General features: G+C 62.3%; 23 protein-coding genes. 10 read left to right on the forward strand and 13 right to left on the reverse strand.

All coding sequences use genetic code 11. The features are described from left to right. Nucleotides 1-10: 10 nt before the first annotated feature. Nucleotides 11-778 carry a pyrroline-5-carboxylate reductase gene (locus tag AYK65_RS09045; protein WP_081158212.1) on the forward strand — a complete coding sequence of 256 codons (768 nt, stop codon included), beginning with the start codon at nucleotides 11-13 and terminating at the stop codon, nucleotides 776-778. Nucleotides 779-815: 37 nt separating this feature from the next. Here the strand turns inward: AYK65_RS09045 and pqqE are convergent, their stop codons facing one another. The 6 genes from pqqE to AYK65_RS09075 all read right to left on the reverse strand — a co-directional run bounded on the left by pqqE (nucleotide 816) and on the right by AYK65_RS09075 (nucleotide 5,375). Then, complete coding sequence (gene pqqE, locus AYK65_RS09050) at nucleotides 816-1,940, reverse strand: pyrroloquinoline quinone biosynthesis protein PqqE (RefSeq protein ID WP_081158200.1); 1,125 nt, start codon at nucleotides 1,938-1,940, stop codon at nucleotides 816-818. Beyond that, nucleotides 1,937-2,233 (reverse strand): pyrroloquinoline quinone biosynthesis peptide chaperone PqqD, encoded by a 297-nt coding sequence (gene pqqD, locus AYK65_RS09055; RefSeq protein WP_026613866.1) that lies wholly within the window; start codon nucleotides 2,231-2,233, stop codon nucleotides 1,937-1,939. Before pqqD ends, pqqE begins: the two co-directional genes overlap by 4 nt. Next, complete coding sequence (pqqC, locus tag AYK65_RS09060) at nucleotides 2,230-3,000, reverse strand: pyrroloquinoline-quinone synthase PqqC (RefSeq protein WP_081158201.1); 771 nt, start codon at nucleotides 2,998-3,000, stop codon at nucleotides 2,230-2,232. The genes pqqD and pqqC overlap by 4 nt, the downstream gene beginning before the upstream one ends. Beyond that, nucleotides 2,997-3,908 carry a pyrroloquinoline quinone biosynthesis protein PqqB gene (pqqB, locus tag AYK65_RS09065; protein WP_046120845.1) on the reverse strand — a complete coding sequence of 304 codons (912 nt, stop codon included), beginning with the start codon at nucleotides 3,906-3,908 and terminating at the stop codon, nucleotides 2,997-2,999. The genes pqqC and pqqB overlap by 4 nt, the downstream gene beginning before the upstream one ends. A 45-nt stretch (nucleotides 3,909-3,953) precedes the next feature. Continuing rightward, the gene (gene pqqA / locus AYK65_RS09070; protein ID WP_003528714.1) at nucleotides 3,954-4,049 is read right to left on the reverse strand and encodes a pyrroloquinoline quinone precursor peptide PqqA; all 96 of its coding nucleotides are present in this window, start codon (nucleotides 4,047-4,049) and stop codon (nucleotides 3,954-3,956) included. A 384-nt stretch (nucleotides 4,050-4,433) separates the two neighbouring features. Then, nucleotides 4,434-5,375 carry a LysR family transcriptional regulator gene (locus tag AYK65_RS09075; RefSeq protein WP_046120844.1) on the reverse strand — a complete coding sequence of 314 codons (942 nt, stop codon included), beginning with the start codon at nucleotides 5,373-5,375 and terminating at the stop codon, nucleotides 4,434-4,436. 103 nt (nucleotides 5,376-5,478) lie between these two features. Between AYK65_RS09075 and AYK65_RS09080 the strand changes: the two genes are divergently transcribed. Genes AYK65_RS09080 through AYK65_RS09120 form a run of 9 tightly spaced genes read left to right on the forward strand, consistent with a single transcriptional unit; the run spans nucleotide 5,479 to nucleotide 14,691 of the window. Then, nucleotides 5,479-6,525, forward strand: a complete 1,047-nt coding sequence (locus tag AYK65_RS09080; RefSeq protein WP_026613862.1) for a class 1 fructose-bisphosphatase — start codon at nucleotides 5,479-5,481, stop codon at nucleotides 6,523-6,525. A gap of 10 nt (nucleotides 6,526-6,535) precedes the next feature. Further along, nucleotides 6,536-7,405 carry a phosphoribulokinase gene (locus AYK65_RS09085; RefSeq protein WP_026613861.1) on the forward strand — a complete coding sequence of 290 codons (870 nt, stop codon included), beginning with the start codon at nucleotides 6,536-6,538 and terminating at the stop codon, nucleotides 7,403-7,405. A gap of 10 nt (nucleotides 7,406-7,415) precedes the next feature. After that, the gene (gene tkt, locus AYK65_RS09090) at nucleotides 7,416-9,503 is read left to right on the forward strand and encodes a transketolase (protein ID WP_081158202.1); all 2,088 of its coding nucleotides are present in this window, start codon (nucleotides 7,416-7,418) and stop codon (nucleotides 9,501-9,503) included. A 2-nt stretch (nucleotides 9,504-9,505) separates the two neighbouring features. Continuing rightward, nucleotides 9,506-10,585, forward strand: coding sequence for a class II fructose-bisphosphate aldolase (gene fba, locus AYK65_RS09095; protein WP_046120840.1), 1,080 nt, complete (start codon nucleotides 9,506-9,508; stop codon nucleotides 10,583-10,585). Between the two features lie 29 nt (nucleotides 10,586-10,614). After that, nucleotides 10,615-12,075 (forward strand): form I ribulose bisphosphate carboxylase large subunit, encoded by a 1,461-nt coding sequence (locus AYK65_RS09100; RefSeq protein WP_046120839.1) that lies wholly within the window; start codon nucleotides 10,615-10,617, stop codon nucleotides 12,073-12,075. Nucleotides 12,076-12,100: 25 nt separating this feature from the next. Further along, nucleotides 12,101-12,490 carry a ribulose bisphosphate carboxylase small subunit gene (locus tag AYK65_RS09105; protein WP_046120838.1) on the forward strand — a complete coding sequence of 130 codons (390 nt, stop codon included), beginning with the start codon at nucleotides 12,101-12,103 and terminating at the stop codon, nucleotides 12,488-12,490. A gap of 12 nt (nucleotides 12,491-12,502) precedes the next feature. Beyond that, the gene (cbbX, locus tag AYK65_RS09110) at nucleotides 12,503-13,438 is read left to right on the forward strand and encodes a CbbX protein (RefSeq protein WP_026613856.1); all 936 of its coding nucleotides are present in this window, start codon (nucleotides 12,503-12,505) and stop codon (nucleotides 13,436-13,438) included. After that, nucleotides 13,435-14,121, forward strand: a complete 687-nt coding sequence (gene rpe / locus AYK65_RS09115) for a ribulose-phosphate 3-epimerase (RefSeq protein ID WP_026613855.1) — start codon at nucleotides 13,435-13,437, stop codon at nucleotides 14,119-14,121. The genes cbbX and rpe overlap by 4 nt, the downstream gene beginning before the upstream one ends. A gap of 3 nt (nucleotides 14,122-14,124) precedes the next feature. After that, a complete protein-coding gene (locus AYK65_RS09120) occupies nucleotides 14,125-14,691 on the forward strand; it encodes a thioredoxin family protein (protein WP_046120837.1) in 567 nt (188 codons plus the stop codon). Between the two features lie 190 nt (nucleotides 14,692-14,881). On the opposite strand, the gene gfa is transcribed toward AYK65_RS09120, so the two are convergent. From gfa to AYK65_RS09155, 7 genes are all read right to left on the reverse strand, one after another. Further along, on the reverse strand, nucleotides 14,882-15,451 hold the full coding sequence (gfa, locus tag AYK65_RS09125) for an S-(hydroxymethyl)glutathione synthase (RefSeq protein ID WP_081158203.1): 570 nt from the start codon (nucleotides 15,449-15,451) through the stop codon (nucleotides 14,882-14,884). 128 nt (nucleotides 15,452-15,579) lie between these two features. Next, nucleotides 15,580-16,371: an ABC transporter permease gene (locus tag AYK65_RS09130; RefSeq protein ID WP_026622168.1), complete on the reverse strand. Its 792-nt coding sequence runs from the start codon at nucleotides 16,369-16,371 to the stop codon at nucleotides 15,580-15,582. Then, on the reverse strand, nucleotides 16,368-17,096 hold the full coding sequence (locus AYK65_RS09135) for an ABC transporter ATP-binding protein (protein ID WP_081158204.1): 729 nt from the start codon (nucleotides 17,094-17,096) through the stop codon (nucleotides 16,368-16,370). The genes AYK65_RS09130 and AYK65_RS09135 overlap by 4 nt, the downstream gene beginning before the upstream one ends. Further along, nucleotides 17,083-17,730, reverse strand: coding sequence for an ABC transporter ATP-binding protein (locus tag AYK65_RS09140; protein WP_081158205.1), 648 nt, complete (start codon nucleotides 17,728-17,730; stop codon nucleotides 17,083-17,085). Before AYK65_RS09140 ends, AYK65_RS09135 begins: the two co-directional genes overlap by 14 nt. Next, complete coding sequence (locus AYK65_RS09145) at nucleotides 17,727-18,506, reverse strand: ABC transporter permease (protein WP_046121019.1); 780 nt, start codon at nucleotides 18,504-18,506, stop codon at nucleotides 17,727-17,729. The genes AYK65_RS09140 and AYK65_RS09145 overlap by 4 nt, the downstream gene beginning before the upstream one ends. After that, nucleotides 18,481-19,464 (reverse strand): ABC transporter substrate-binding protein, encoded by a 984-nt coding sequence (locus AYK65_RS09150; protein ID WP_081158206.1) that lies wholly within the window; start codon nucleotides 19,462-19,464, stop codon nucleotides 18,481-18,483. The genes AYK65_RS09145 and AYK65_RS09150 overlap by 26 nt, the downstream gene beginning before the upstream one ends. A gap of 39 nt (nucleotides 19,465-19,503) precedes the next feature. After that, nucleotides 19,504-19,947: a cupredoxin domain-containing protein gene (locus tag AYK65_RS09155; RefSeq protein WP_034885081.1), complete on the reverse strand. Its 444-nt coding sequence runs from the start codon at nucleotides 19,945-19,947 to the stop codon at nucleotides 19,504-19,506. Between the last annotated feature and the right edge of the window lies 1 nt (nucleotide 19,948).

Below are 19,948 nucleotides of genomic sequence, written 5' to 3' on the forward strand. Positions count from 1 at the left end.
GGCAGAATAGATGCGTATCGGTTTCATCGGCACAGGCGCCATTGCCGAAGCAATGGTCCCAGGCATCCTGTCGGATACGCCATTGGCGAGCGAGGTTGTGGTCTCGCCTCGAAATGCCGAGGTTGCGGGCCGATTGGCGAGCATGTTTCCGGCGGTGCGGATTGCCGCGGATAACCAGGAAGTCGCAGACGCTTCCGACATCCTCGTTCTCGCCATCCGGCCGCAGGTCGCCGACGGGGTCGTAAGGGGTCTCCGCTTCACCCCTGGTCAGACAGTCATCAGCTTGATCGCTGCGACCGATCGCGATCGCCTGAAAGAATGGATCGGACAGGAGGTTCGCCTCACACAGGCAATACCCCTGCCCTTCGTCGCCAGCCGCGAGGGCGTAACCGCGATATATCCGCCGGATCCGGAAGTCGCATCCCTCTTCTCCGGTCTGGGAACAACCGTCCAGTGCACCACGAGAGACGAATATGATCTTCTCGCGGTCGCGAGTGCGATGATGGCGACGTATTTGGGCATCTTGGACCGGACGACAGGTTGGCTTGCGGCGAAGGGTTTGCCGGAGAATTCCGCAAGGGCCTATCTCGCGGCGCTTTTTGCCAGCCTCTCGCAAACCGCGCTGCGATCAAGCGACACACCGCTCACGGAGTTGAGCTCTGAATTTGCGACCAAGGGCGGGCTGAACGAACAGGTACTTACGGACTTCGAGCGCAATGGCGGAATTGCGGCATTGACCGAAGCCCTCGATGGGGTTCTCCGACGCATCAAGGGATAGCCGGAGCATCGGGGATCTTTCCCCACGGGCATGAAACTTACCGACCGCGATAGGTCAAGGTTGCCGTTGGCGTCGCCGAAAGCTCGTCTGTTTCCCGCGTCAAGCGGTCGCGAAGCGGCGACCGGATGCAGACCGGGTCGGTTGCGCTCGCGTCGCCGGCAAGGGCCATTGCCTGGCAACGGCAGCCGCCGAAATCGACCTTCTTGCGCTCGCAGCTCCGACAGAGCTCCGGCATCCAGTCCTCGCCGCGATAGGCGTTGAACGCATCGCTCTCGTACCAGATCTCGGAGAGTGAGCCGTCGCGTATATTCTCGAAGGACAGGCCCGGAATGGTTTCCGCGGCGTGGCAGGGAAGCACCCGCCCCGAAGGCGTGACGTTCAAGCCCACCCGGCCCCAGCCGCCCATACAGGCCTTCGGGTATTTCGAATAATAGTCGGCCGGCACATAGTCGATTACCAATATGCCCTCATATTTTTTCCGTGCCTCGGTGACCGTGCGCGTCGCGCGCTCGACTTGCTCGCGCGTGGGCATGAGAGCTCCCTTGTTGCGCTCGGCCCAGCCGTGGAACTGCACCGTTGCGACTTCTATCCGGCGTGCCTTCAGTCGGATCGCCAGTTCGATCATGGCGTCTATCTCGCCCATGTTCTGCCTGTGGCAGACGGCGTTGAGCGTCAGCGGAATTCCGGCATTCGCGACCCAGCCCGCGACAGCCATCTTCCGCTCATAACCGCCCTTGTATCCGCCGATCCGGTCGGCGCTTTCGGGAGAAACGCCTTGGATGGAGAGTTGAACATGGTCGAGCCCCGCATCGGCCAGGCTGTTAATCCTCTCTTCCGTCAGCCCCACACCCGAAGTGATCAGGTTGGTATAAAGTCCGAAGGAAATGGCCGCCTTCGTCAGTTCGACAAGGTCCCGGCGTGCCGCCGGCTCCCCTCCTGACAAGTGGAGGTGCAAGACACCGAGATCGGCGGCCTGCTCGAAGACGCCTATCCATTCCTCGGTGGAAAGCTCCTCATTTGCCCGCGTCAACTCGACGGGATTGGAGCAGTAGGGGCAAGCAAGCGGACAGCGATGCGTCAGTTCTGCGAGCATCGCCATCGGCGGAGGAGCGCGCGAAACGTCATGGATGACATCGTCTGCAGAGGTGACTGCGGTGCTCATTCGACGATCTCCAGCATGCGACGATTGGCAAGCTCGTGGACGAAGGCCTTGACGTCCTCGGCGATCTGGGCGACCGGAGCCTCGAACTTCTGGGCGAAGTCGTCGGCGATCTGATCGAGGCTCCGCTCGCCATCGAGGGCTTCGACGATTGCGACGGCGATATCGTCCAGAGCCATGGCGCGTTCCGGCGCCAGCAGGACCGTCTGCCCACGAACCGGGTCCTCTCGCAATCGGACGCCGCGAGCCAGCTTGACGACGCTGAATCCTGAAATCACAGGTGCATCACTATTCATTCCGCCGCCTCCGTCGCTGTCGGCTCGCGAACCACTCCTTCGCGGCCGTCCCAGCCGCCCGGCGGAACGCGCCCCGGCGTCACATAGGCCGAATACAGCGCATCGAGCTGGGACCACAGGACATCGGTCTTGAAGGTGAGCGCCGCGGCGGCTGCGTCCTGCTTCTCCCTCGTGTCGGCGTGATCGAGGACATAGGCGAGACCGAATTCGACATCGCGAGGCGCCTCGTTCAGTCGCTGGCGGAAATAGGCGAGTGCCGCCTCGTCGGCGAAGGCGTAGTGTTCCAGCAGTCCGGCGATGCGTTCGGAATGGATCTTCGGCGCGAAAAGCTCGGTCAGCGAGGATGCCACCGCCTCTACGAGCGGCTTCTCACGCACAAACGCCACATAGGCGTCGACGGCAAACCGGGTGGCCGGCAGAACTCCCCGTGTCGAGGCAACATAGGCAGGATCGAGCCCGACGGCCTCGGCGAGACGCAGCCAGCGCCGGATGCCGCCGCCCTCGTCCATGCCGCCGTCATGGTCTTCGATGCGTGAGCGCCAGGCCCGGCGCAGTTGAGGGTCCTCGCAACGGGACAGGAAGGCCGCATCCTTCATCGGAATCCGGCTCTGGTAATAGTAGCGGTTGATCACCCAGGCCCGAACCTGCGTCATCGTGCAACCACCGCCGTGGAGCATCACGTGGAAGGGGTGCTTGTCGTGATAACGCTGCGTCCCGATCTCCAGGAGGCGGGCGTGAAATGCCTGCTTGTCGCTTGCAGTCGTCAAAGGTGGATCTCCATGCCATCGAATCCGACTTCAAAGCCGCGGCTTTCGACATAGGCGCGCTCGGGGCCAGCCCGCCAGATCGGGTTCGTGTTGTTGATGTGGACATAGATCTTTCTGCCAATGTTCAAGGCAGCGAGCGCATCAAGGCTGCCGCCTTCGCCGACAATCGGCATATGTCCCATGCGGCGGCCCGTCTTGTGACCGGTACCGGCGGCGATCATCTCGTCGTCGCGATAGAGGGTGCCATCGAAGAACAGCGCGTCGGCATCTCTAAGGCGCGCGCCAAGGACTTCGGTGAGCATGCCGCAACCCGGAACATAGTAAATGCGCTTGGAGCCCGCACGCAGCTCTACTCCGACCGTGTTTTCGCCCTGGACGTTGAGATCCGGTTCGCCGCTTTCGAGGAAGAGCGGAACTTTGCCGGGAACTGCGAAGAGCCGCGCCTCAAGACCGGGAAGCGGAGAGAAAGGTTCTTCGACTCTGACGGTCTTCCTTGAGACCAGCTCCGGATCGAGAACGCCGAAGATCGAATTCTCGGCGATGATCTGGTTGACCGCGCCGGTTGCGAAGACGGTGAACGCCTGCTTTTCCCGCAAAACCAGCAGTCCCGCGAGATGATCAATGTCGCCATTGGTCAGTACGACGCTTTCGATCGGTGTGTGGCGCAGGCGGCGCGGCTGCAGTTGCCTGTTGCTCTGGATCTGCTGGCGAATGTCCGGGGAAGCATTGAAGATGGTCCAGGCTTCGCCATCCAGGCTCACGGCGAGCGACGACTGGGTCTGCGGCCTGAGGGCCGAGTCCGGATCGCGCGCCGCCGAACAATTCAGGCAGCCGCAATTCCACTGCGGGAGACCGCCGCCGGCGGCGGTCCCCAAAACGATGATGCGAAGATCGGACGTTTTCTTCACCGGGATACCTGATGCTTTGCGAACCGATCCTCGTTGGGCTGGCCGTTAGAAAAGGATCGGTTCATCCCCATCCGCAGGAGCGTAGCGGGTGATTTCCATAGCGCAGCTGACTTCGATGAATTTCGGTTTATGCCAGGCCATATTTCCTCCATTCGCCTTGGGGTTCGTGTGCTCGCTCCCGTTCCAGCGGGCGCCTCGCCGCCGGGGCGAGCTTGGAACAAGCAGTGCTCATGGCGAACGCTGCTTGACTGAAAGGCCGGAACGGCATTCCGCCGCTCCGGCAGAGCCCGGCGGCGCCGCGGCCGGGCTTTTTCGCGAATCGATTTCGCGCGGCAGGCAGGCACGCTCGCCTGACGGTATGCTCAGGGACACCGATGAACCATCGGCTGACAAGCATCGCGCAACCTCCTCTTCCGGCAGAATGGTAGCAAGCCGTATGAGGCCCCACAATTACGACCTAGGTGTCGGTCGACGCCGCGTTTTCTGCTCGTACGAAGCCGCAAACGTCGATGACATCGGGGCGGCTTAGCCGAACGCGTTGGCCGGATAGGGCTTGCTGACCACCGGCAGATATCGCGCGCCGGAGGCAAGCAGAAAGCGCTCGAAAGCCTGCATCGCCGGGGTCGTGGCACGGTCCAAGCGCGACACGGTGAACCATTGCCGGCGGATCGGAGTGTCGACCACGTCGAGTATGATCAGTCGACCGAGCTTCACCTCCTGCTCGATGGTATGGGCCGAGATGAAGGCAATTCCGAGACCGGCGATCACGGCCTGCTTGATCGTCTCGTTCGAGGCGATTTCCGTGCCGAGTTCCTCCAGCTTGTGCGGGGTGTCGCTCAGAAAGATCTCAAGCGAGATGCGCGTCCCCGAACCTCTTTCACGCACCAGGAACTTCTCCTGGGCAATCCGCTCCCGCGAAATCTCCAGCACGCCCGCGAGCGGGTGTCCGGTGGGGGCGATGAAGACCAAGGGGTGATCGCCGAACACCTGCGCGCGCACCTCGAAGTCGCGCGGAGGCCGCCCCATCAGGGCGACATCGATCTCATGGTCCCGGAGCTTGGCGATGATCTCGGCGCGGTTGCCGATGAAGAGGTTGATCTCGATGTCCGGGACCTGATCTCGGAAGGCGGCAATCAGTTGCGGCGCGAAATATTTCCCGGTCGACACGACGCCAAGCCGCAATCGCCCGGTCCTGAGCCCCTTGATGGCACCGATCGAGTCCTCAAGGGTAGCCAGACTGTCCTCGACCGCCCGCGCCGCCTCGAGGAAAGCAAGACCGTAAGCGGTCGGAACCATGCCACCGCGCGTCCTATCGAACAGCGGCACATCGGCGTCCCGTTCCAATTGCTGGATCTGCAGGGTGAGTGCCGGCCCCGTCAGACCCAAAGCTTCGGCGGCAAGGTTGATCTTTCCCAGCCGGCAAACGGCTTCGACAGTGCGAAGTTGGCGAATGGTCAGGTTGCGCATGAGAGGAAAATAAGAAAAACTAATTCCGAAAGTCAAACGAATAAATTTTACAAACTCGTCGTTTGCGCCATCCTTGCCCGGACATCGTGTGGGAGGAGACATCATGTCAGGCGCAACTCTCGAGGCTTATCTCGCTTCATTCGCCCGTGGTGAAGATATCGCACGGGACGTGGCTACGGTGGTCCAAAGGTTGGTGATGGCGGCGCTCGAGGTCCGCAAGCTCGTCAACCAGGGAGCCCTCGGCCCGGCCTTCAACGCCGCCCGCGGCAGCAGCAATACAGACGGCGATTTCCAGAAGGAAATGGATGTCCTATGTGACGATCTGTTCCTGTCGTGCCTGCAGGGCGCACCGGTCGCATGCTACGCCTCGGAAGAACTGGAAAATCCTGTCCTTCTCGATCCGAACGCACGCCTTGCCGTTGCCATCGATCCGCTCGACGGTTCGTCGAACATCGACAACAACGTCTCCATCGGCACGATCTTCTCCGTGCTTCCCGCCGCCAAGGGACCGGACGTGGACCCCTCCCAGTCCTTTCTGCAACCCGGAAACCGGCAATTGGCGGCGGGCTTTTTCCTCTATGGTCCGCAAACCGCGCTCGTGCTCTCGCTCGGCAAGGGCACGGAGATCTTCATCTTCTCGAGCCGGCTCGGCTGCTTCGTCGAGGCGTACAAGTCGATCAGCATCCCGGAGCGCACCAGCGAATTCGCCATCAACATGGCGAACTATCGGCATTGGGAGGAAGCGATCCGGCTCTATGTCGACGACTGTCTGGCGGGCTCGGAGGGTCCGCGAGAGCGGGAGTTCAACATGCGATGGATCGCGTCGCTGGTCGCCGATGCCTATCGCATCCTGGTTCGCGGCGGCATCTTCCTTTACCCCGCAGATGGACGGAAGGGCTATAGCCAAGGGCGACTGCGCCTCGTCTACGAGGCTAACCCGATCGCCTTCATCATCGAGAACGCCGGCGGCTCGGCCACGACTTGCGTCACGCGCATTCTCGATCTCATCCCGGAAAATCTGCACCAGCGCGTGCCGCTGGCCTTCGGCTCGCGCCGCGAGGTGGCACGCGTCGCTCGCTATCACGTCGACCCCAACATGATTGGCGAACGCGCACCGCTTTTCGGCAAGCGCGGTCTGTTCCGGGCCTGAGGAGACCAGCATGTCAGCCAAATACCCGATCATCTCTATCACCGGCTCGTCCGGCGCCGGCACCACGACCGTCAAGGACACATTCGAGAAGATCTTCAAGCGCGAGAACATCTCGGCCTCGTTCATCGAAGGTGACGCCTTCCACCGCTACGACCGGGAAACCATGCGCCGCAAGATCGCCGAGGAGAAAGCCAGAGGCGTCGACTTCACCCATTTCTCCGCCGAGGCGAACGAACTGGAAATCCTCGAAAGCGTCTTTGCCGAATATGGCAGACGCGGCGTCGGACGCACCCGTCATTACGTGCATGACGACGCGGAAGGCGCGAAATACGGCGCGGAACCTGGCACGTTCACAGACTGGGAGGAATTCAGCGGCAGCGATCTCCTGTTCTACGAGGGATTGCATGGCTGCGCCGTCACCGACACGGTCAATCTAGCCCAGCATTGCGATCTGAAGATCGGCGTCGTTCCGGTGATCAACCTCGAATGGATCCAGAAGATTCATCGCGACAAGGCGACGCGCGGCTACTCCACCGAGGCGGTGACAGACACGATCCTGCGGCGAATGCCCGATTACGTCCACTACATCTGTCCGCAGTTTTCGCTGACCGACATCAATTTTCAGCGCGTGCCGATCGTCGACACGTCCAATCCCTTCATCGCCCGCTGGATACCGACGCACGCCGAATCCATCCTGGTCATCCGCTTCGCCAAACCGCAAAGCATCGATTTTCCCTACCTGCTGTCGATGCTGCACAACAGCTTCATGTCGCGCGCCAATTCCATCGTGGTGCCGGGCGACAAGCTCGATCTCGCCATGCAGCTGATTTTCACCCCGCTCATCCACAAACTGCTCGAGCGCAAACACCGCATGTCGTGAGGAGGACATCATGAATGTTTCGCAGCAGATCGAAACCCGTGCCGCCGCATCGGAACGCACCATGGCCGATGCCATTAGGTTTCTCGCCATGGATGCCGTTGAGAAGGCCAATTCCGGCCACCCCGGCATGCCGATGGGCATGGCCGACGCGGTGACCGTCCTCTTCAACCGCTTCATCAAGATCGATCCCTCCCTGCCCGACTGGCCGGATCGCGATCGTTTCGTGCTTTCCGCCGGCCATGGTTCGATGCTGCTCTATTCCATCCATCACCTGATCGGTTTCGCCGATATGCCGATGGTCGAGCTCTCGGCTTTTCGCCAACTCGGCTCGAAAACTGCCGGCCATCCCGAATACGGCCATGCCCTCGGAGTCGAGACCACCACCGGCCCGCTCGGCCAGGGCATTGCGACGGCCGTCGGCATGGCGATTGCCGAACAGATGATGGCCGCACGCTTCGGCAGCGCGCTCTGCAATCATTTCACCTATGTGGTCGCCGGCGACGGCTGCCTGCAGGAGGGCATCAGCCATGAGGCGATCGACCTTGCCGGGCATCTGAAGCTGCGCAAGCTCATCGTGCTCTGGGACGACAACCGGATATCGATCGACGGTTCGACCGAACTCTCCACCTCCATGGATCAGCTTGCACGTTTCCGCTCAGCGGGTTGGGATGCGCAAAGCGTTGACGGCCACGACGTGCAAGCCGTGGCGAAGGCGATCGAGCGGGCGCGCCGCACCCGCAAACCGTCGCTGATTGCCTGCCGAACCAGGATCGGCAAGGGGGCGGCCAGCATGGAAGGCTCGCACAAGACCCATGGGGCGGCACTCGGCGACAAGGAAATCGCCGCGACGCGCGAGAAACTCGTCTGGCCCCATCCGCCCTTCTTCGTGCCGATCGAGATCAAATCCGCCTGGGAACGCGTGGCGGTTCGGGGCCGGATGGCGCGGGAGGCGTGGGAAATCCGACTCGACGCTTCGCGTTCGAAAAAGCGCTACGAACAGACCGTCGGACGGCAGCTCGACGGCGAATTCGCCGAATTGCTGGCAAAATTCCGCGCGGCGCATCGCAAGAGAGCCTCCAAGGTCGCGACTCGCCAAGCCTCCCAGATGGCGCTGGAAGTCATCAACGGAGCGACGGCTCTGACGGTCGGCGGCTCCGCCGATCTGACCGGCTCGAATCTGACGATGACGTCGCAGACGCAACCCATTTCGCCGGGCAATTTCAAAGGCCGCTACCTGCATTACGGCATCCGCGAGCATGCCATGGCGGCCGCCATGAACGGCATCGCCTTGCATGGCGGCTTCATCCCCTATGGCGGCACCTTTCTGGCTTTTTCCGATTATGCGCGTGGCGCAATGCGTCTCTCGGCCCTGATGGGCCTGCCCGTCATCTATGTGCTGACCCATGACTCGATTGGCCTCGGCGAAGACGGACCGACCCACCAGCCGGTCGAGCATCTGGCCATGCTGCGCGCCACGCCCAACCTCAACGTCTTCCGGCCCGCCGACATCATCGAGACGGCAGAATGCTGGGAGGTCGCGCTCAGCGAGAAGATTACGCCGAGCGTCCTTGCCCTTTCGCGGCAGGCTCTGCCGATGCTGCGCCAGACAGACGGGGACGAGAATTTGTCGGCGTTCGGAGCCTATGTCCTGAGAGGTACGCGCGGGGCTCGCGACGTCACGCTTCTCGCCACCGGATCCGAAGTCGAGATCGCCGTCGTCGCCGCCGACCGTCTCCACGCCGAGGAAGGCATAGAGGCGGCGGTGGTCTCGATCCCCTGCTGGGAGAAATTTGAGGCCCAGGATCGATCCTATCAGAGGCAGGTCCTCGGAGATGCCCCGCGCATTGCCGTTGAAGCCGCGGGCCGCCTCGGCTGGGACCGCTGGATGGGGCCTGATGGTGTCTTTGTCGGCATGGTGGGCTTCGGTGCCTCGGCACCAGCCGGAGACCTCTACCGCCATTTCGGCATCACCGCCGACCATGTCGTCGCCGAAGCTTTGAAGCTTGTCCGCCGGAACTCCGAGGGGACGCCGCCCATCAGCAATCGGAACGGGCCGCAGGCGGGTAAAGACGTTGTCAGAACATCAGAGGAGGCTTGACTATGGCCCGCATTACGCTTCGCCAACTGCTCGACCATGCAGCCGAACGCACTTATGGCGTGCCGGCATTCAATATCAACAACATGGAACAGGGGCTGGCGATCATGGAGGCGGCGCGCGCCTGCGACGCTCCGGTGATCCTGCAGGTTTCGCGCGGCGCCCGCTCCTATGCCAACGACATCATGCTCGCCAAGATGATGGAAGCGCTCGAAGAGATGTATCCCGACATCCCGCTCTGCATCCACCAGGATCATGGCAACAATGTCGCGACCTGCCTCACTGCGATCCGGCACGGATTCACTTCGGTGATGATGGATGGCTCGTTGAAGGAAGATGCGAAGACCCCTACCGACTACGCCTATAACGTCGCGATCACGGCCGAAGTAAGCCGCCTCGCCCATATGGTCGGCGCGTCCGTCGAAGGTGAGCTCGGCTGCCTCGGATCGCTCGAAACCGGCCATGGCGAGGCCGAGGACGGCCACGGCTTCGAAGGCGCGCTCGATCGTTCACAGCTTTTGACCGATCCGGACGAGGCTGCCCGCTTCGTTGCCGAGACCGAGGTCGATGCGCTCGCCGTGGCCATCGGCACCTCGCACGGCGCCTACAAGTTCACCCGCAAGCCGACCGGTGAAGTGCTCGCCATGGACGTCATAGAGAATATCCATGAACGGCTGCCTAACACTCACATCGTCATGCACGGCTCGTCATCGGTGCCGCAGGAATGGCAGGACGTGTTCAACGCCCATGGCGGCGAGATGCGCGAGACCTACGGCGTGCCGGTCGAGGAGATCGTGCGGGGTATCCGCTTCGGCGTGCGCAAGGTGAATATCGACACGGATCTGCGGCTCGCCGCAGCCGCCGCCTTTCGCCGCGTGGCCGATACGAGCCGCACCGAATTCGATCCGCGCAAGTTCTTGAAACCCGCCATGGACGCGATGTCGGCGGTCTGCAAGGCCCGCTTCGAAGCCTTCGGCACTGCCGGCAACGCCTCGCGTATCAAGGTCGTGCCGATGGCCGAGATGGCTCGCCGCTATGCGAGCGGCTCCCTGAAACCCCAAGCGGCGCAGTCGCAAGCCGCCTGAGACACCCATTCAGAGAAGAGGACTGTGTCATGAACGTCGACGCAAAGACCGAGATCAAGGGCAAGGAACGCTACAAGGCCGGCGTGCTGAAATACGCGCAGATGGGCTACTGGAATGGAGACTACGAGCCGAAGGATACCGATCTGATTGCGCTCTTCCGGATCACCCCGCAGGACGGCGTCGACCCGATCGAGGCGGCCGCCGCCGTTGCCGGCGAAAGCTCGACCGCCACCTGGACCGTCGTCTGGACCGATCGCCTGACGGCCTGCGAGCAATATCGCGCCAAAGCCTACCGGGTCGATCCGGTACCGGGAACGCCGGGGCAGTATTTCTGCTATGTCGCCTATGACCTCATCCTCTTCGAGGAGGGATCGATCGCCAACCTGACGGCGTCGATCATCGGCAACGTTTTCTCCTTCAAGCCGCTGAAGGCGGCAAGGCTGGAGGACATGCGGCTCCCCGTCGCCTATGTGAAGACCTTCAAGGGCCCGCCGACCGGCATCGTCGTCGAGCGGGAACGGCTCGACAAATTCGGCAAGCCGCTGCTCGGCGCCACCACCAAGCCGAAGCTCGGACTTTCCGGCAAGAATTATGGGCGCGTCGTCTATGAGGGCCTGAAGGGCGGTCTCGACTTCATGAAGGACGATGAGAACATCAATTCGCAGCCCTTCATGCATTGGCGCGACCGTTACCTCTACTGCATGGAGGCCGTCAACCACGCCTCGGCCGTCACCGGCGAGGTCAAGGGGCACTACCTCAACGTCACCGCCGGCACGATGGAGGAGATGTACCGCCGCGCCGAATTCGCCAACGAGCTCGGATCGGTCATCGTCATGGTGGACCTCATCGTAGGCTGGACGGCAATCCAGTCGATCTCGGAATGGTGCCGGCAAAACGACATGATCCTGCACATGCATCGGGCCGGTCACGGCACGTATACGCGGCAGAAGAACCACGGCATCTCCTTCCGCGTCATCGCCAAATGGCTGCGGCTCGCCGGCGTCGACCACCTTCATGCCGGGACCGCCGTCGGCAAGCTCGAAGGCGACCCGTTGACCGTGCAGGGCTACTACAATGTCTGCCGCGAAATGAAGAACGAGGTCGACCTTCCGCGCGGACTCTTCTTCGAGCAGGACTGGGCCGACATCAAGAAGGTGATGCCGGTGGCCTCGGGCGGCATCCATGCCGGCCAGATGCATCAGCTGCTCGATCTCTTCGGCGACGACGTCGTGCTGCAGTTCGGCGGCGGCACGATCGGCCATCCCATGGGCATCCAGGCAGGCGCCACCGCCAATAGGGTCGCGCTGGAAGCCATGGTGCTTGCCCGCAACGAGGGCCGCGACATTGCTCATGAAGGTCCCGAAATCCTCAGGGCGGCCGCCAAGTGGTGCAAGCCGCTCGAGGCCGCCCTCGAGACCTGGGGCAATATCAGCTTCAACTACACCCCGACGGACTCTTCGGATTTCGTCCCGAGCGTAAGCGTCGCCTGACGGACATAATAGAAGGAGAAACGACATGCGTATCACCCAGGGATGCTTCTCGTTCCTGCCCGACCTGACGGATGAGCAGATCGCGGCGCAGGTGGAGTATTGCCTCGGAAAGGGATGGGCGATCGGCATCGAATACACGGACGACCCGCACCCCCGAAACACCTATTGGGAGATGTGGGGCAATCCGATGTTCGACCTGAAGGACGCCAAGGGCGTCATGATGGAGCTGGAGGATTGCCGCAAGGCCCATCCGCAGGATTACATCCGTCTCAATGCCTTCGATTCCAGCCGCGGCCTCGAGACCGTGACTATGTCCTTCATCATCAACCGCCCGGACAATGAACCGAGCCTGCATATGACGCGGACGGAGAACCGCGGTCGCAGCCAGCGCTACGCCTGGGAAACCCAACGATAGAGGAGCGGACATATGGCGATGGCGGATGCTTCACCAGGCACCGAAAGCCTGCCGACATCGGTCGACCTCGCTGAGGAATACAAGGCGTCCGGAGTTGCCGAGGTCCTCGACGAACTGGATCGGGAACTCGTGGGCTTAAAACCCGTAAAGCAGCGGATCCGCGAGACGGCAGCCCTACTGCTCGTCGAGCGGGCTCGCCGCGCAATGGGCCTCAGCCATGAGCCGCCGTCGCTGCACATGAGCTTCACGGGCAATCCGGGCACCGGCAAGACGACGGTCGCCTTGCGCATGGCCAACCTGCTGCACCGGCTCGGCTATATCCGCAAGGGGCATCTGGTGTCGGTGACGCGCGACGATCTGGTGGGGCAATATATCGGCCACACGGCACCCAAGACCAAGGAGATCCTGAAGAAAGCAATGGGCGGCGTGCTGTTCATCGACGAGGCCTACTACCTCTATCGTCCGGACAACGAGCGCGATTACGGCCAGGAAGCGATCGAGATCCTGTTACAGGTGATGGAGAACAACCGCGACGATCTGGTGGTCATTCTCGCCGGCTACGCCGATCGCATGGAACGATTTTTTGAGAGCAATCCGGGCTTCCGCTCCCGCATTGCCCACCATATCGATTTCCCCGATTACGACGACGGTGAGCTCCTGTCGATCGCCGAGAGCATGCTGGGCCGGCAGGGTTATCGCTTCGATACCAAGGCGGCGGCCGTGATGAGCGACTACATCGCCCGGCGTCGTCGCCAACCGCATTTCGCCAATGCCCGCTCCATACGCAACGCACTCGACCGGGCCCGGCTGCGGCAGGCGAACCGCCTGTTCGAGGAAAGCGTCGGGCCCGTCGACGCCGAGCAACTATCGACCATCACGGCCCGGGACATTTCGGCGAGTCGCGTGTTCAGCACGGTAGAGCCCAACCATCCGGAGATATCGTCATGAGCGAGAAGACCATAATCGCCCCCTCGGTTCTGTCGGCGGATTTTTCGCGCCTCGGCGGAGAGGTCGAGGCTGTCTGCCGGGCCGGTGCCGATTGGATCCATCTTGACGTGATGGATGGCCATTTCGTGCCCAACATCACCTTCGGACCACCGGTCATCAAAGCGATCCGGAACCGAACGGATAAGGTGTTCGACTGTCATTTGATGATCGCACCGGCGGACCCTTTTCTCGGCGCCTTCGCCGACGCCGGCTGCGACATCATCACCGTGCATGCCGAAGCGACCACTCACCTCGACCGGTCGCTGCAGGCGATCCGCGACCTCGGCAAGAAGGCCGGCGTGTCGCTCAATCCGTCGACGCCGGAGAGCGTCATCGAGTATGTCTTGGATCGGCTGGACCTCATTCTCCTGATGACAGTCAATCCGGGTTTCGGCGGCCAAGCCTTCATACCGTCCGTCGTCGAGAAGGTGCGGCGCGTGAAGTCGATGATCGGCAACCGTCCGATTCACATTGAGATCGACGGCGGCGTGACACCGGAAACGGCGCCGCTCGTGGCCGCGGCCGGCGCGGATGTGCTGGTTGCCGGCTCCGCGGTGTTCAAGGGCGGCAGCGAGGAGGCTTATGTCAGGAACATCGCGGCGATCCGCGGCGCCTCCGATGGCGCCATGAAGAAAGCGGCGTGAGCCATGGCAGCTACACCTCCTATTTGTGATTTCGGCTGGCCGGCGGTCGATGCCCGGCTCCCCGGTGTCGATGGTCTCATCCATTCCATATTCGACCAAGCCGGCCCGAAGGGGCTCGTGGTTGCCTTCATCTGCAATCACTGCCCCTATGTGAAATCGGTCATCGGTCGCATCGTGCGGGACGCGATCGACCTCAAGGCTCACGGCATCGGCTTTGTGGCGATCAGCGCCAACGACGCCGACGCCTATCCGCGGGATTCCTTCGACAACATGAAGCGCTTCGCTTCGCAAAACGCCCTGCCCTTTTCCTATCTCTACGACGAGGACCAATCCGTCGCCAAAGCCTATGGCGCCGTCTGCACGCCCGACTTCTTCGGCTTCAACAAGGATATGAAGCTGCAATACCGCGGACGGCTGGACGCCTCGCGCAAGGAGATCGGCCCAGCCGACCTCAGGCGCGACCTCTACGAGGCCATGGTCATGGTTGCACTGTTCGGCAAGGGTCCAGCGGAACAGCAGCCCTCGATCGGCTGCGGCATCAAGTGGAAAGTGTCTGCATTTCCGGCCTGAATAGCTTCCGCTGACCAGTTGCCGGCACCCCCTCTGCCCTTCCGGGGGAGATGCCCGGTAGGGCAGAGGGGGGTATCAAGGGCTCTCCCGGCTTCCACGACGGAAGCGCCTCAGCCCCCGCCCGTCGGTGGAGCCTCCCGACGGGAGGCAAACGGGCGGGGTCCGAGGGAGGAGGCGTTGGCCGCTTTTGTCACGCCGGCAGGGCGCCGGTCTGTTTGGCGATATGGGTCGCGATCGCGTCCATCAGCGCAGGAGACAGGCAATCGTAGGGTTGCAGCCCGAGTTCCGTCAGGCGAGCACGTATTTCCGGCATCCGGTCGGGGTTGACCCCGCTTTCGATAACCGAGGAAACGAAGGCCGCAAATTGCGGCGGCGACCAGCCGGGCTCGTCGCTGAGCTCCGTATGAACGAAATCGAGGCCGTAAAAGGGATGTTTGGTGTTCTCGATCCGGCCATACATATGCGCGCCGCAATCCCTGCAGGCGTAACGCTGGATCGTCGCGCTCGGATCGACGATCTGCAGTTTCTCCGAACCTGACGCGACGTTCACGTTATCGCGGCTGACAACGGCGATCTGCGCAAAGATGGCGCCCTCGGGCTTCCAGCATTTGGTGCAGCCGCAAGCATGGTTGTGCGCCGTCTGCGAGCTGATCTCAACCACCACCGGATTGGTGCCGCACTTGCATTTCAGCGTGCCTCCCTGGAAGTCCGGGCTGGCCGGCGGGAACCCGTTGTCGATGGACGGATGTAGCTTAAGCATATGTTCCTCCTCTCTCTTGAACGTCTCAGGTCCTTCCCGAGAAAGCAGGATCAATCCAAATGTCGTCGGCGGCAATATAGCGGAAAGTGTCGGTTTTCGGCGTCGAACGGCTGCGACGAGGCCGCGGCTCAAGCCTTTGAGCGGAGCATCGCGCGGGCCGGATCGTACCCCCACAGCGCCGCCAGCATGAACAGGACGAAGCAGACGCTGACCCAGGCGAGTGCCGTGAGATTGAGCTCGCCATAAAGCGCAAAGCGTATCAGCTCGACCGCATAGGTGAACGGGTTCAAGGCGCAGATGTCGCGCAACAGCGGTGAGCTTTCCGCCATCTTCCATAGCGGATAAAGCGCCGAGGAGAGGAAGAACATCGGAAAGATCACGAAGTTCATGACGCCGGCGAAATTCTCGAGCTGCCGGACGGTCGAGGAAACCAGAAGCCCTAGGGCGCCGAGCATCAATCCGCTGATCACCAACGCCGGCAGCACCGCGACGTAGCCGATGGGAGGTACGGTAATGCCGGTCAGCGCCGCAATCGCCAGGAACACGGCCACCTGCAGAATGGAAACGATCACGCCGGCCAATAGCTTCGAGAACAGCAACCACCAGCGCGGCAAGGGCGAGGTCAGCAAGAGGCGCATCGAACCCATTTCCTGGTCATAGACCAGCGAGAGCGACGACTGCATGCCGTTGAACAGCTGGATCATCCCGCAAAGCCCCGGAAGGATATAGACCTCGTAGGTGATGTAGGTCTGGTAGGGCGGGATGATCGACACGCCGAGCGCTGCGCGGAAGCCGGCGGCAAAGACGATGAGCCAGACGAGAGGACGAACGAGTGCCGCCAGAAACCGGCCTCGCTGACGAACGAAGCGCAGGTTTTCGCGGGTGACGATGGCCGAAAGCGCAATGAGCCAAGCCTTCATACCGGAACCTCCCGGCCTTCCGCCGTCATTGACAGAAAAGCCTTGGCAAGCCCCTGCCCGCCGGCGAGGTCCTCGGCGCTGCTATTGCTGAGGACTTTTCCACGGTGCAGCACGACGACCTGATCGGTCGGCCGGATCTCATCGACTAGGTGGGTTGCCCAGAGCACGGCGAGCCCGCTCTCGGCCAAGACATGGACATGGTCTGTGATCGCCTGTCGGGAGGCAGCGTCCAATCCGACCGTCGGCTCGTCGAGCAGCAGGATCTGCGGACCATGGATTAGCGCCCGGGCGATCTCCATGCGTCGTCGATGGCCGCCATTGAGGGCTCGTACCTGCTCATCGGCCCGCTCGGCCATGCCGAGCTGCGTCAGCGCCGCCTCGATCGCCGAGGCGGCCTGCCGCCCAGACAGTCCATGCAGTCCGGCGAAATAGCGCAGGTTGCGGCGCACCGTCATGTCCAAGTCGAGCGTCGGCTGCTGGAAGACGACGCCGATGCGGGCGAGCGCCGCACGCGGATCACGGGCAATATCGAATCCGGCCACGCTGATGTGGCCCTCCCCCGTCGCGATCAGTCGGGTCAAAAGAGCGAAGAGCGTCGACTTGCCGGCACCGTTCGGCCCAAGCAGCGCACAGAACCGGCCCGGCTCGACCGAGAAACTCACATCGTCGAGCGCCTTGAACGATCCATAGCTGTAGCTGACATGACTGATCTCAAGCCCGATCATGATGTCCTTCCCAGGAGGCGGACGCCGATCCTGCAGCAAACTCTTTGATCATCGTCGCCGGTTTCCCGGCAAGACGGAGGCGGCGCCGGGCCAGCCGGTGCGCCTCGGCCTCCGAATGGGTCACGAGAATGACTGCAGGGCCGGTTTCGGCGATCAGCGCCTCGGTTAATGCCAACATTTCTTCAGCGGTCGTCGGATCGAGCGACACATAGGGCTCGTCCATGACCAGAAGTTCAGGACGCCCGGCAAAAGCACGCGCCAGCGCCAGCCGCCGCTGCTGGCCGAGCGACAGTTGGCCAGGAAAGAGCCCTGCCTTATCGACGATGCCGGTCCGCTCGAGGGCCGAAAGTGCCGCTTGCGTCCCGAGGTCCGGATGCACCAATGTCAGGTTCTCGACCACGCTGCGCCACGGGAGGAGAACTGGCTCCTGAAACACCATGGCGATCTTTTCCGGGCGCGTGATCTCGCCGTCAAAGGCGGGGTCGATGCCGGCAATGAGCCGTAGCAGCGTCGATTTGCCGATGCCGGATGGGCCGAGAATGGCGACGGTCTCGCCGACGTCCATCTCGAAACGGATGTCGCGCAGGACCTCCTCCTCGCCGAATGCCTTTCGCCTGACATCGATCTTGATCACGCCGTCCTCCAGCGCCGCGCCCGACTTTCGGCAGGCTGCAGGATCAGCGCCTCGACCAGCAGCATCACGCCGATGAAGGACAGAGCATAGACCAGCACCATGGCAACGTCGAAGAGCTGAAAATAGAAATGGATCTGGAAACCGATGCCGCTGGAGCGGCCGAGAAACTCGACCACCAGAACGATCTTCCAGATAACCGCAATGCCGGCGCGAGCGGCAGCGGCAATGAACGGCGCAAGCTGCGGCATGACAACGTGGCGCAGCCGCGCCAGCGGCCGCATGCGATAGACCTGGGCCATGGCGCTGAGGCTCGGATCGAGTGCCCGCGCGCCCTCGCGCAGGATCGTGGCGACGTTCGGAATCTTGTTGAGCACCACCGCGGTGATCGCAGCTATCTCGTTGAGGCCGATCCAGAGGTAGCACAGCACGATGAGCACAAGGGCCGGCAGGTTGAGAAACACGACGAGCCATGGATCAAGCCACCGATCGACAGACGGAAAGCGCCCCATCAGAAAGCCGAACACCATACCAATAGCCATGGCCGGCACAAAGGCGCAAACCACCCGCCACAGCGTCATGCCGAGGTGATAAGGCAAGGCCCCGGAACCGACAGCTTCAGCAAAGGGTGCCCAAAGCGCCCAGGGCTGAGGCAGCACGGACGCATCCGCCGTCAGTTCGGCTGCCGCCATCCACAACCACAGCAGCAGCCCAAGCGACAATACACGTACGAGCACGGAATGTTGCAGCGTCTTATTCAAGGTGCAGGAACAATCCATTGGGCAGGCTTGTCGCCTTGCCGACGAGCTCCGTCCCGCCAAGCTCCGCCATCAGCCGCAGAAACCGGTCGGCGGCCGCCTCGTCGATCGGTTTGCCGCTCGGAATACCGGCGCGATAGCCGTCGCGGAGCGCCATGAATTCCGCGTCGTCTGCCGCATTCATCTTGTCGCGCAGGCCTTCCCACACCTCGTTATCGTGGCGCAGCAGGTCCTTGGCCGCGCGGGAGGCCTTGTAGAGTCCCCTCACGATGTCCGGATGGGTCGCGGCATACTCGCCCTTCAACACATAGCCGAGCAGCGGCGTATCGGGATCAAGCTCGAGCGCGGCCGCAGCATCGGCGACGGAGATAAGTTCATGCATGCCCTTGGCCTTCATCTTCGCGAGGAAATGCCAGAAGTTGATTGCACCCGCCGTTTCGCCGGAAAGGGCCGACTTGAAGATCAGCGGCGGCGACCCGAACACCTGCTCGGTCTCAGCGGCGAGGTCCATGCCATGTTGCTGCTTGGCATAGGCGCGCAGGATCAACCAGCTCTTATCGAGCGGTCCACCGGCAATGCCAATCTTCTTGCCGGCAAGGTCCGGCAGCGCCTTGATGCCACTGTCGTCGCTGACCACCAGCCCGCCCACTGCCCGCGAATAGGGAATGAAAACATAGTCCTTCCCGGCGGCACGCTGCTTGGCTACCCAAATCCAGTCGGCCACCATCGTGTCAGCCTCACCGCCCTCGAACGCGACCCGCGTCGCGCCGTTGTCGGCATAGTTCTGGACCACTAGCTCGAAGCCGTTCTTGCGGTCGAACTCCTGGGCCTTGATGGTGGAAATTTCCCAGTTGACGGTGCCCGACGCGAGCATCGCCGCCCGCAGTCGTGGCAGATCCTCGGCCATGGCAGCCGCCGGTCCGAACGTGAGCAGGCCCAGCGGCGCGACAAACAAAGCCGCAAGAACGACAGTGGTCATAAAGCGGATTCTCATCGGAATCGTCCCTGTTCCAACTCTTTACTGAATGGAAATAGCCACCTTTTGACTGTCGCTTGTGGTGTTCGGAATCTTCACCTCGTAGCTGCCGGGCTTTATGGCGATGAAGGAGAGGGTCGCCGTGCCCGCCTCGTCGAATTCGAGACTGTCGATCGCCATGGGGCGCACTTCGATGCCGTTGATGACGATCTCGTTCATCCAGATCGCACGAAAGAACTGCGCACCGGTGAGTGCCAGCTCCGCCGACCCGTCCGCCGTGACGCGCATTTCGTAATAGGCGCCGGACTGCAGCGCGATGGCACCTTTGCCAAGCGGTTTGCCGGAGCCAAGGGTGATCTCGATCGGCTCGCCTCGGTTGCATTTGGCAAGCAGCCCGGCAAAGCCGAGCTCGCCGCAAAGCGGCGCGGCAACGGCCGAGCCCGCCGAGAAGAGTGCGGCGAGCGCCGCGGAAATCAATTTATTCACG

The organism is Ensifer aridi (assembly GCF_002078505.1).
Taxonomy (GTDB): Bacteria; Pseudomonadota; Alphaproteobacteria; order Rhizobiales; family Rhizobiaceae; genus Sinorhizobium; species Sinorhizobium aridi.

What these genes read in the sequence shown, in the direction of transcription:
- AYK65_RS09080 (WP_026613862.1), top strand. Translation starts at nt 5,479, where the DNA reads ATGTCAGGCGCAACTCTCGAGGCTTATCTCGCTTCATTCGCCCGTGGT.
- pqqE (WP_081158200.1), bottom strand. Translation starts at nt 1,940, where the DNA reads ATGAGCACCGCAGTCACCTCTGCAGACGATGTCATCCATGACGTTTCG.
- rpe (WP_026613855.1), top strand. Translation starts at nt 13,435, where the DNA reads ATGAGCGAGAAGACCATAATCGCCCCCTCGGTTCTGTCGGCGGATTTT.
- AYK65_RS09135 (WP_081158204.1), bottom strand. Translation starts at nt 17,096, where the DNA reads ATGATCGGGCTTGAGATCAGTCATGTCAGCTACAGCTATGGATCGTTC.
- cbbX (WP_026613856.1), top strand. Translation starts at nt 12,503, where the DNA reads ATGGCGATGGCGGATGCTTCACCAGGCACCGAAAGCCTGCCGACATCG.
- AYK65_RS09075 (WP_046120844.1), bottom strand. Translation starts at nt 5,375, where the DNA reads ATGCGCAACCTGACCATTCGCCAACTTCGCACTGTCGAAGCCGTTTGC.
- tkt (WP_081158202.1), top strand. Translation starts at nt 7,416, where the DNA reads ATGAATGTTTCGCAGCAGATCGAAACCCGTGCCGCCGCATCGGAACGC.
- pqqD (WP_026613866.1), bottom strand. Translation starts at nt 2,233, where the DNA reads ATGAATAGTGATGCACCTGTGATTTCAGGATTCAGCGTCGTCAAGCTG.
- gfa (WP_081158203.1), bottom strand. Translation starts at nt 15,451, where the DNA reads ATGCTTAAGCTACATCCGTCCATCGACAACGGGTTCCCGCCGGCCAGC.
- AYK65_RS09045 (WP_081158212.1), top strand. Translation starts at nt 11, where the DNA reads ATGCGTATCGGTTTCATCGGCACAGGCGCCATTGCCGAAGCAATGGTC.
- fba (WP_046120840.1), top strand. Translation starts at nt 9,506, where the DNA reads ATGGCCCGCATTACGCTTCGCCAACTGCTCGACCATGCAGCCGAACGC.
- pqqA (WP_003528714.1), bottom strand. Translation starts at nt 4,049, where the DNA reads ATGGCCTGGCATAAACCGAAATTCATCGAAGTCAGCTGCGCTATGGAA.
- AYK65_RS09130 (WP_026622168.1), bottom strand. Translation starts at nt 16,371, where the DNA reads ATGAAGGCTTGGCTCATTGCGCTTTCGGCCATCGTCACCCGCGAAAAC.
- AYK65_RS09150 (WP_081158206.1), bottom strand. Translation starts at nt 19,464, where the DNA reads ATGACCACTGTCGTTCTTGCGGCTTTGTTTGTCGCGCCGCTGGGCCTG.
- AYK65_RS09100 (WP_046120839.1), top strand. Translation starts at nt 10,615, where the DNA reads ATGAACGTCGACGCAAAGACCGAGATCAAGGGCAAGGAACGCTACAAG.
- AYK65_RS09085 (WP_026613861.1), top strand. Translation starts at nt 6,536, where the DNA reads ATGTCAGCCAAATACCCGATCATCTCTATCACCGGCTCGTCCGGCGCC.
- AYK65_RS09145 (WP_046121019.1), bottom strand. Translation starts at nt 18,506, where the DNA reads ATGGATTGTTCCTGCACCTTGAATAAGACGCTGCAACATTCCGTGCTC.
- AYK65_RS09120 (WP_046120837.1), top strand. Translation starts at nt 14,125, where the DNA reads ATGGCAGCTACACCTCCTATTTGTGATTTCGGCTGGCCGGCGGTCGAT.
- AYK65_RS09105 (WP_046120838.1), top strand. Translation starts at nt 12,101, where the DNA reads ATGCGTATCACCCAGGGATGCTTCTCGTTCCTGCCCGACCTGACGGAT.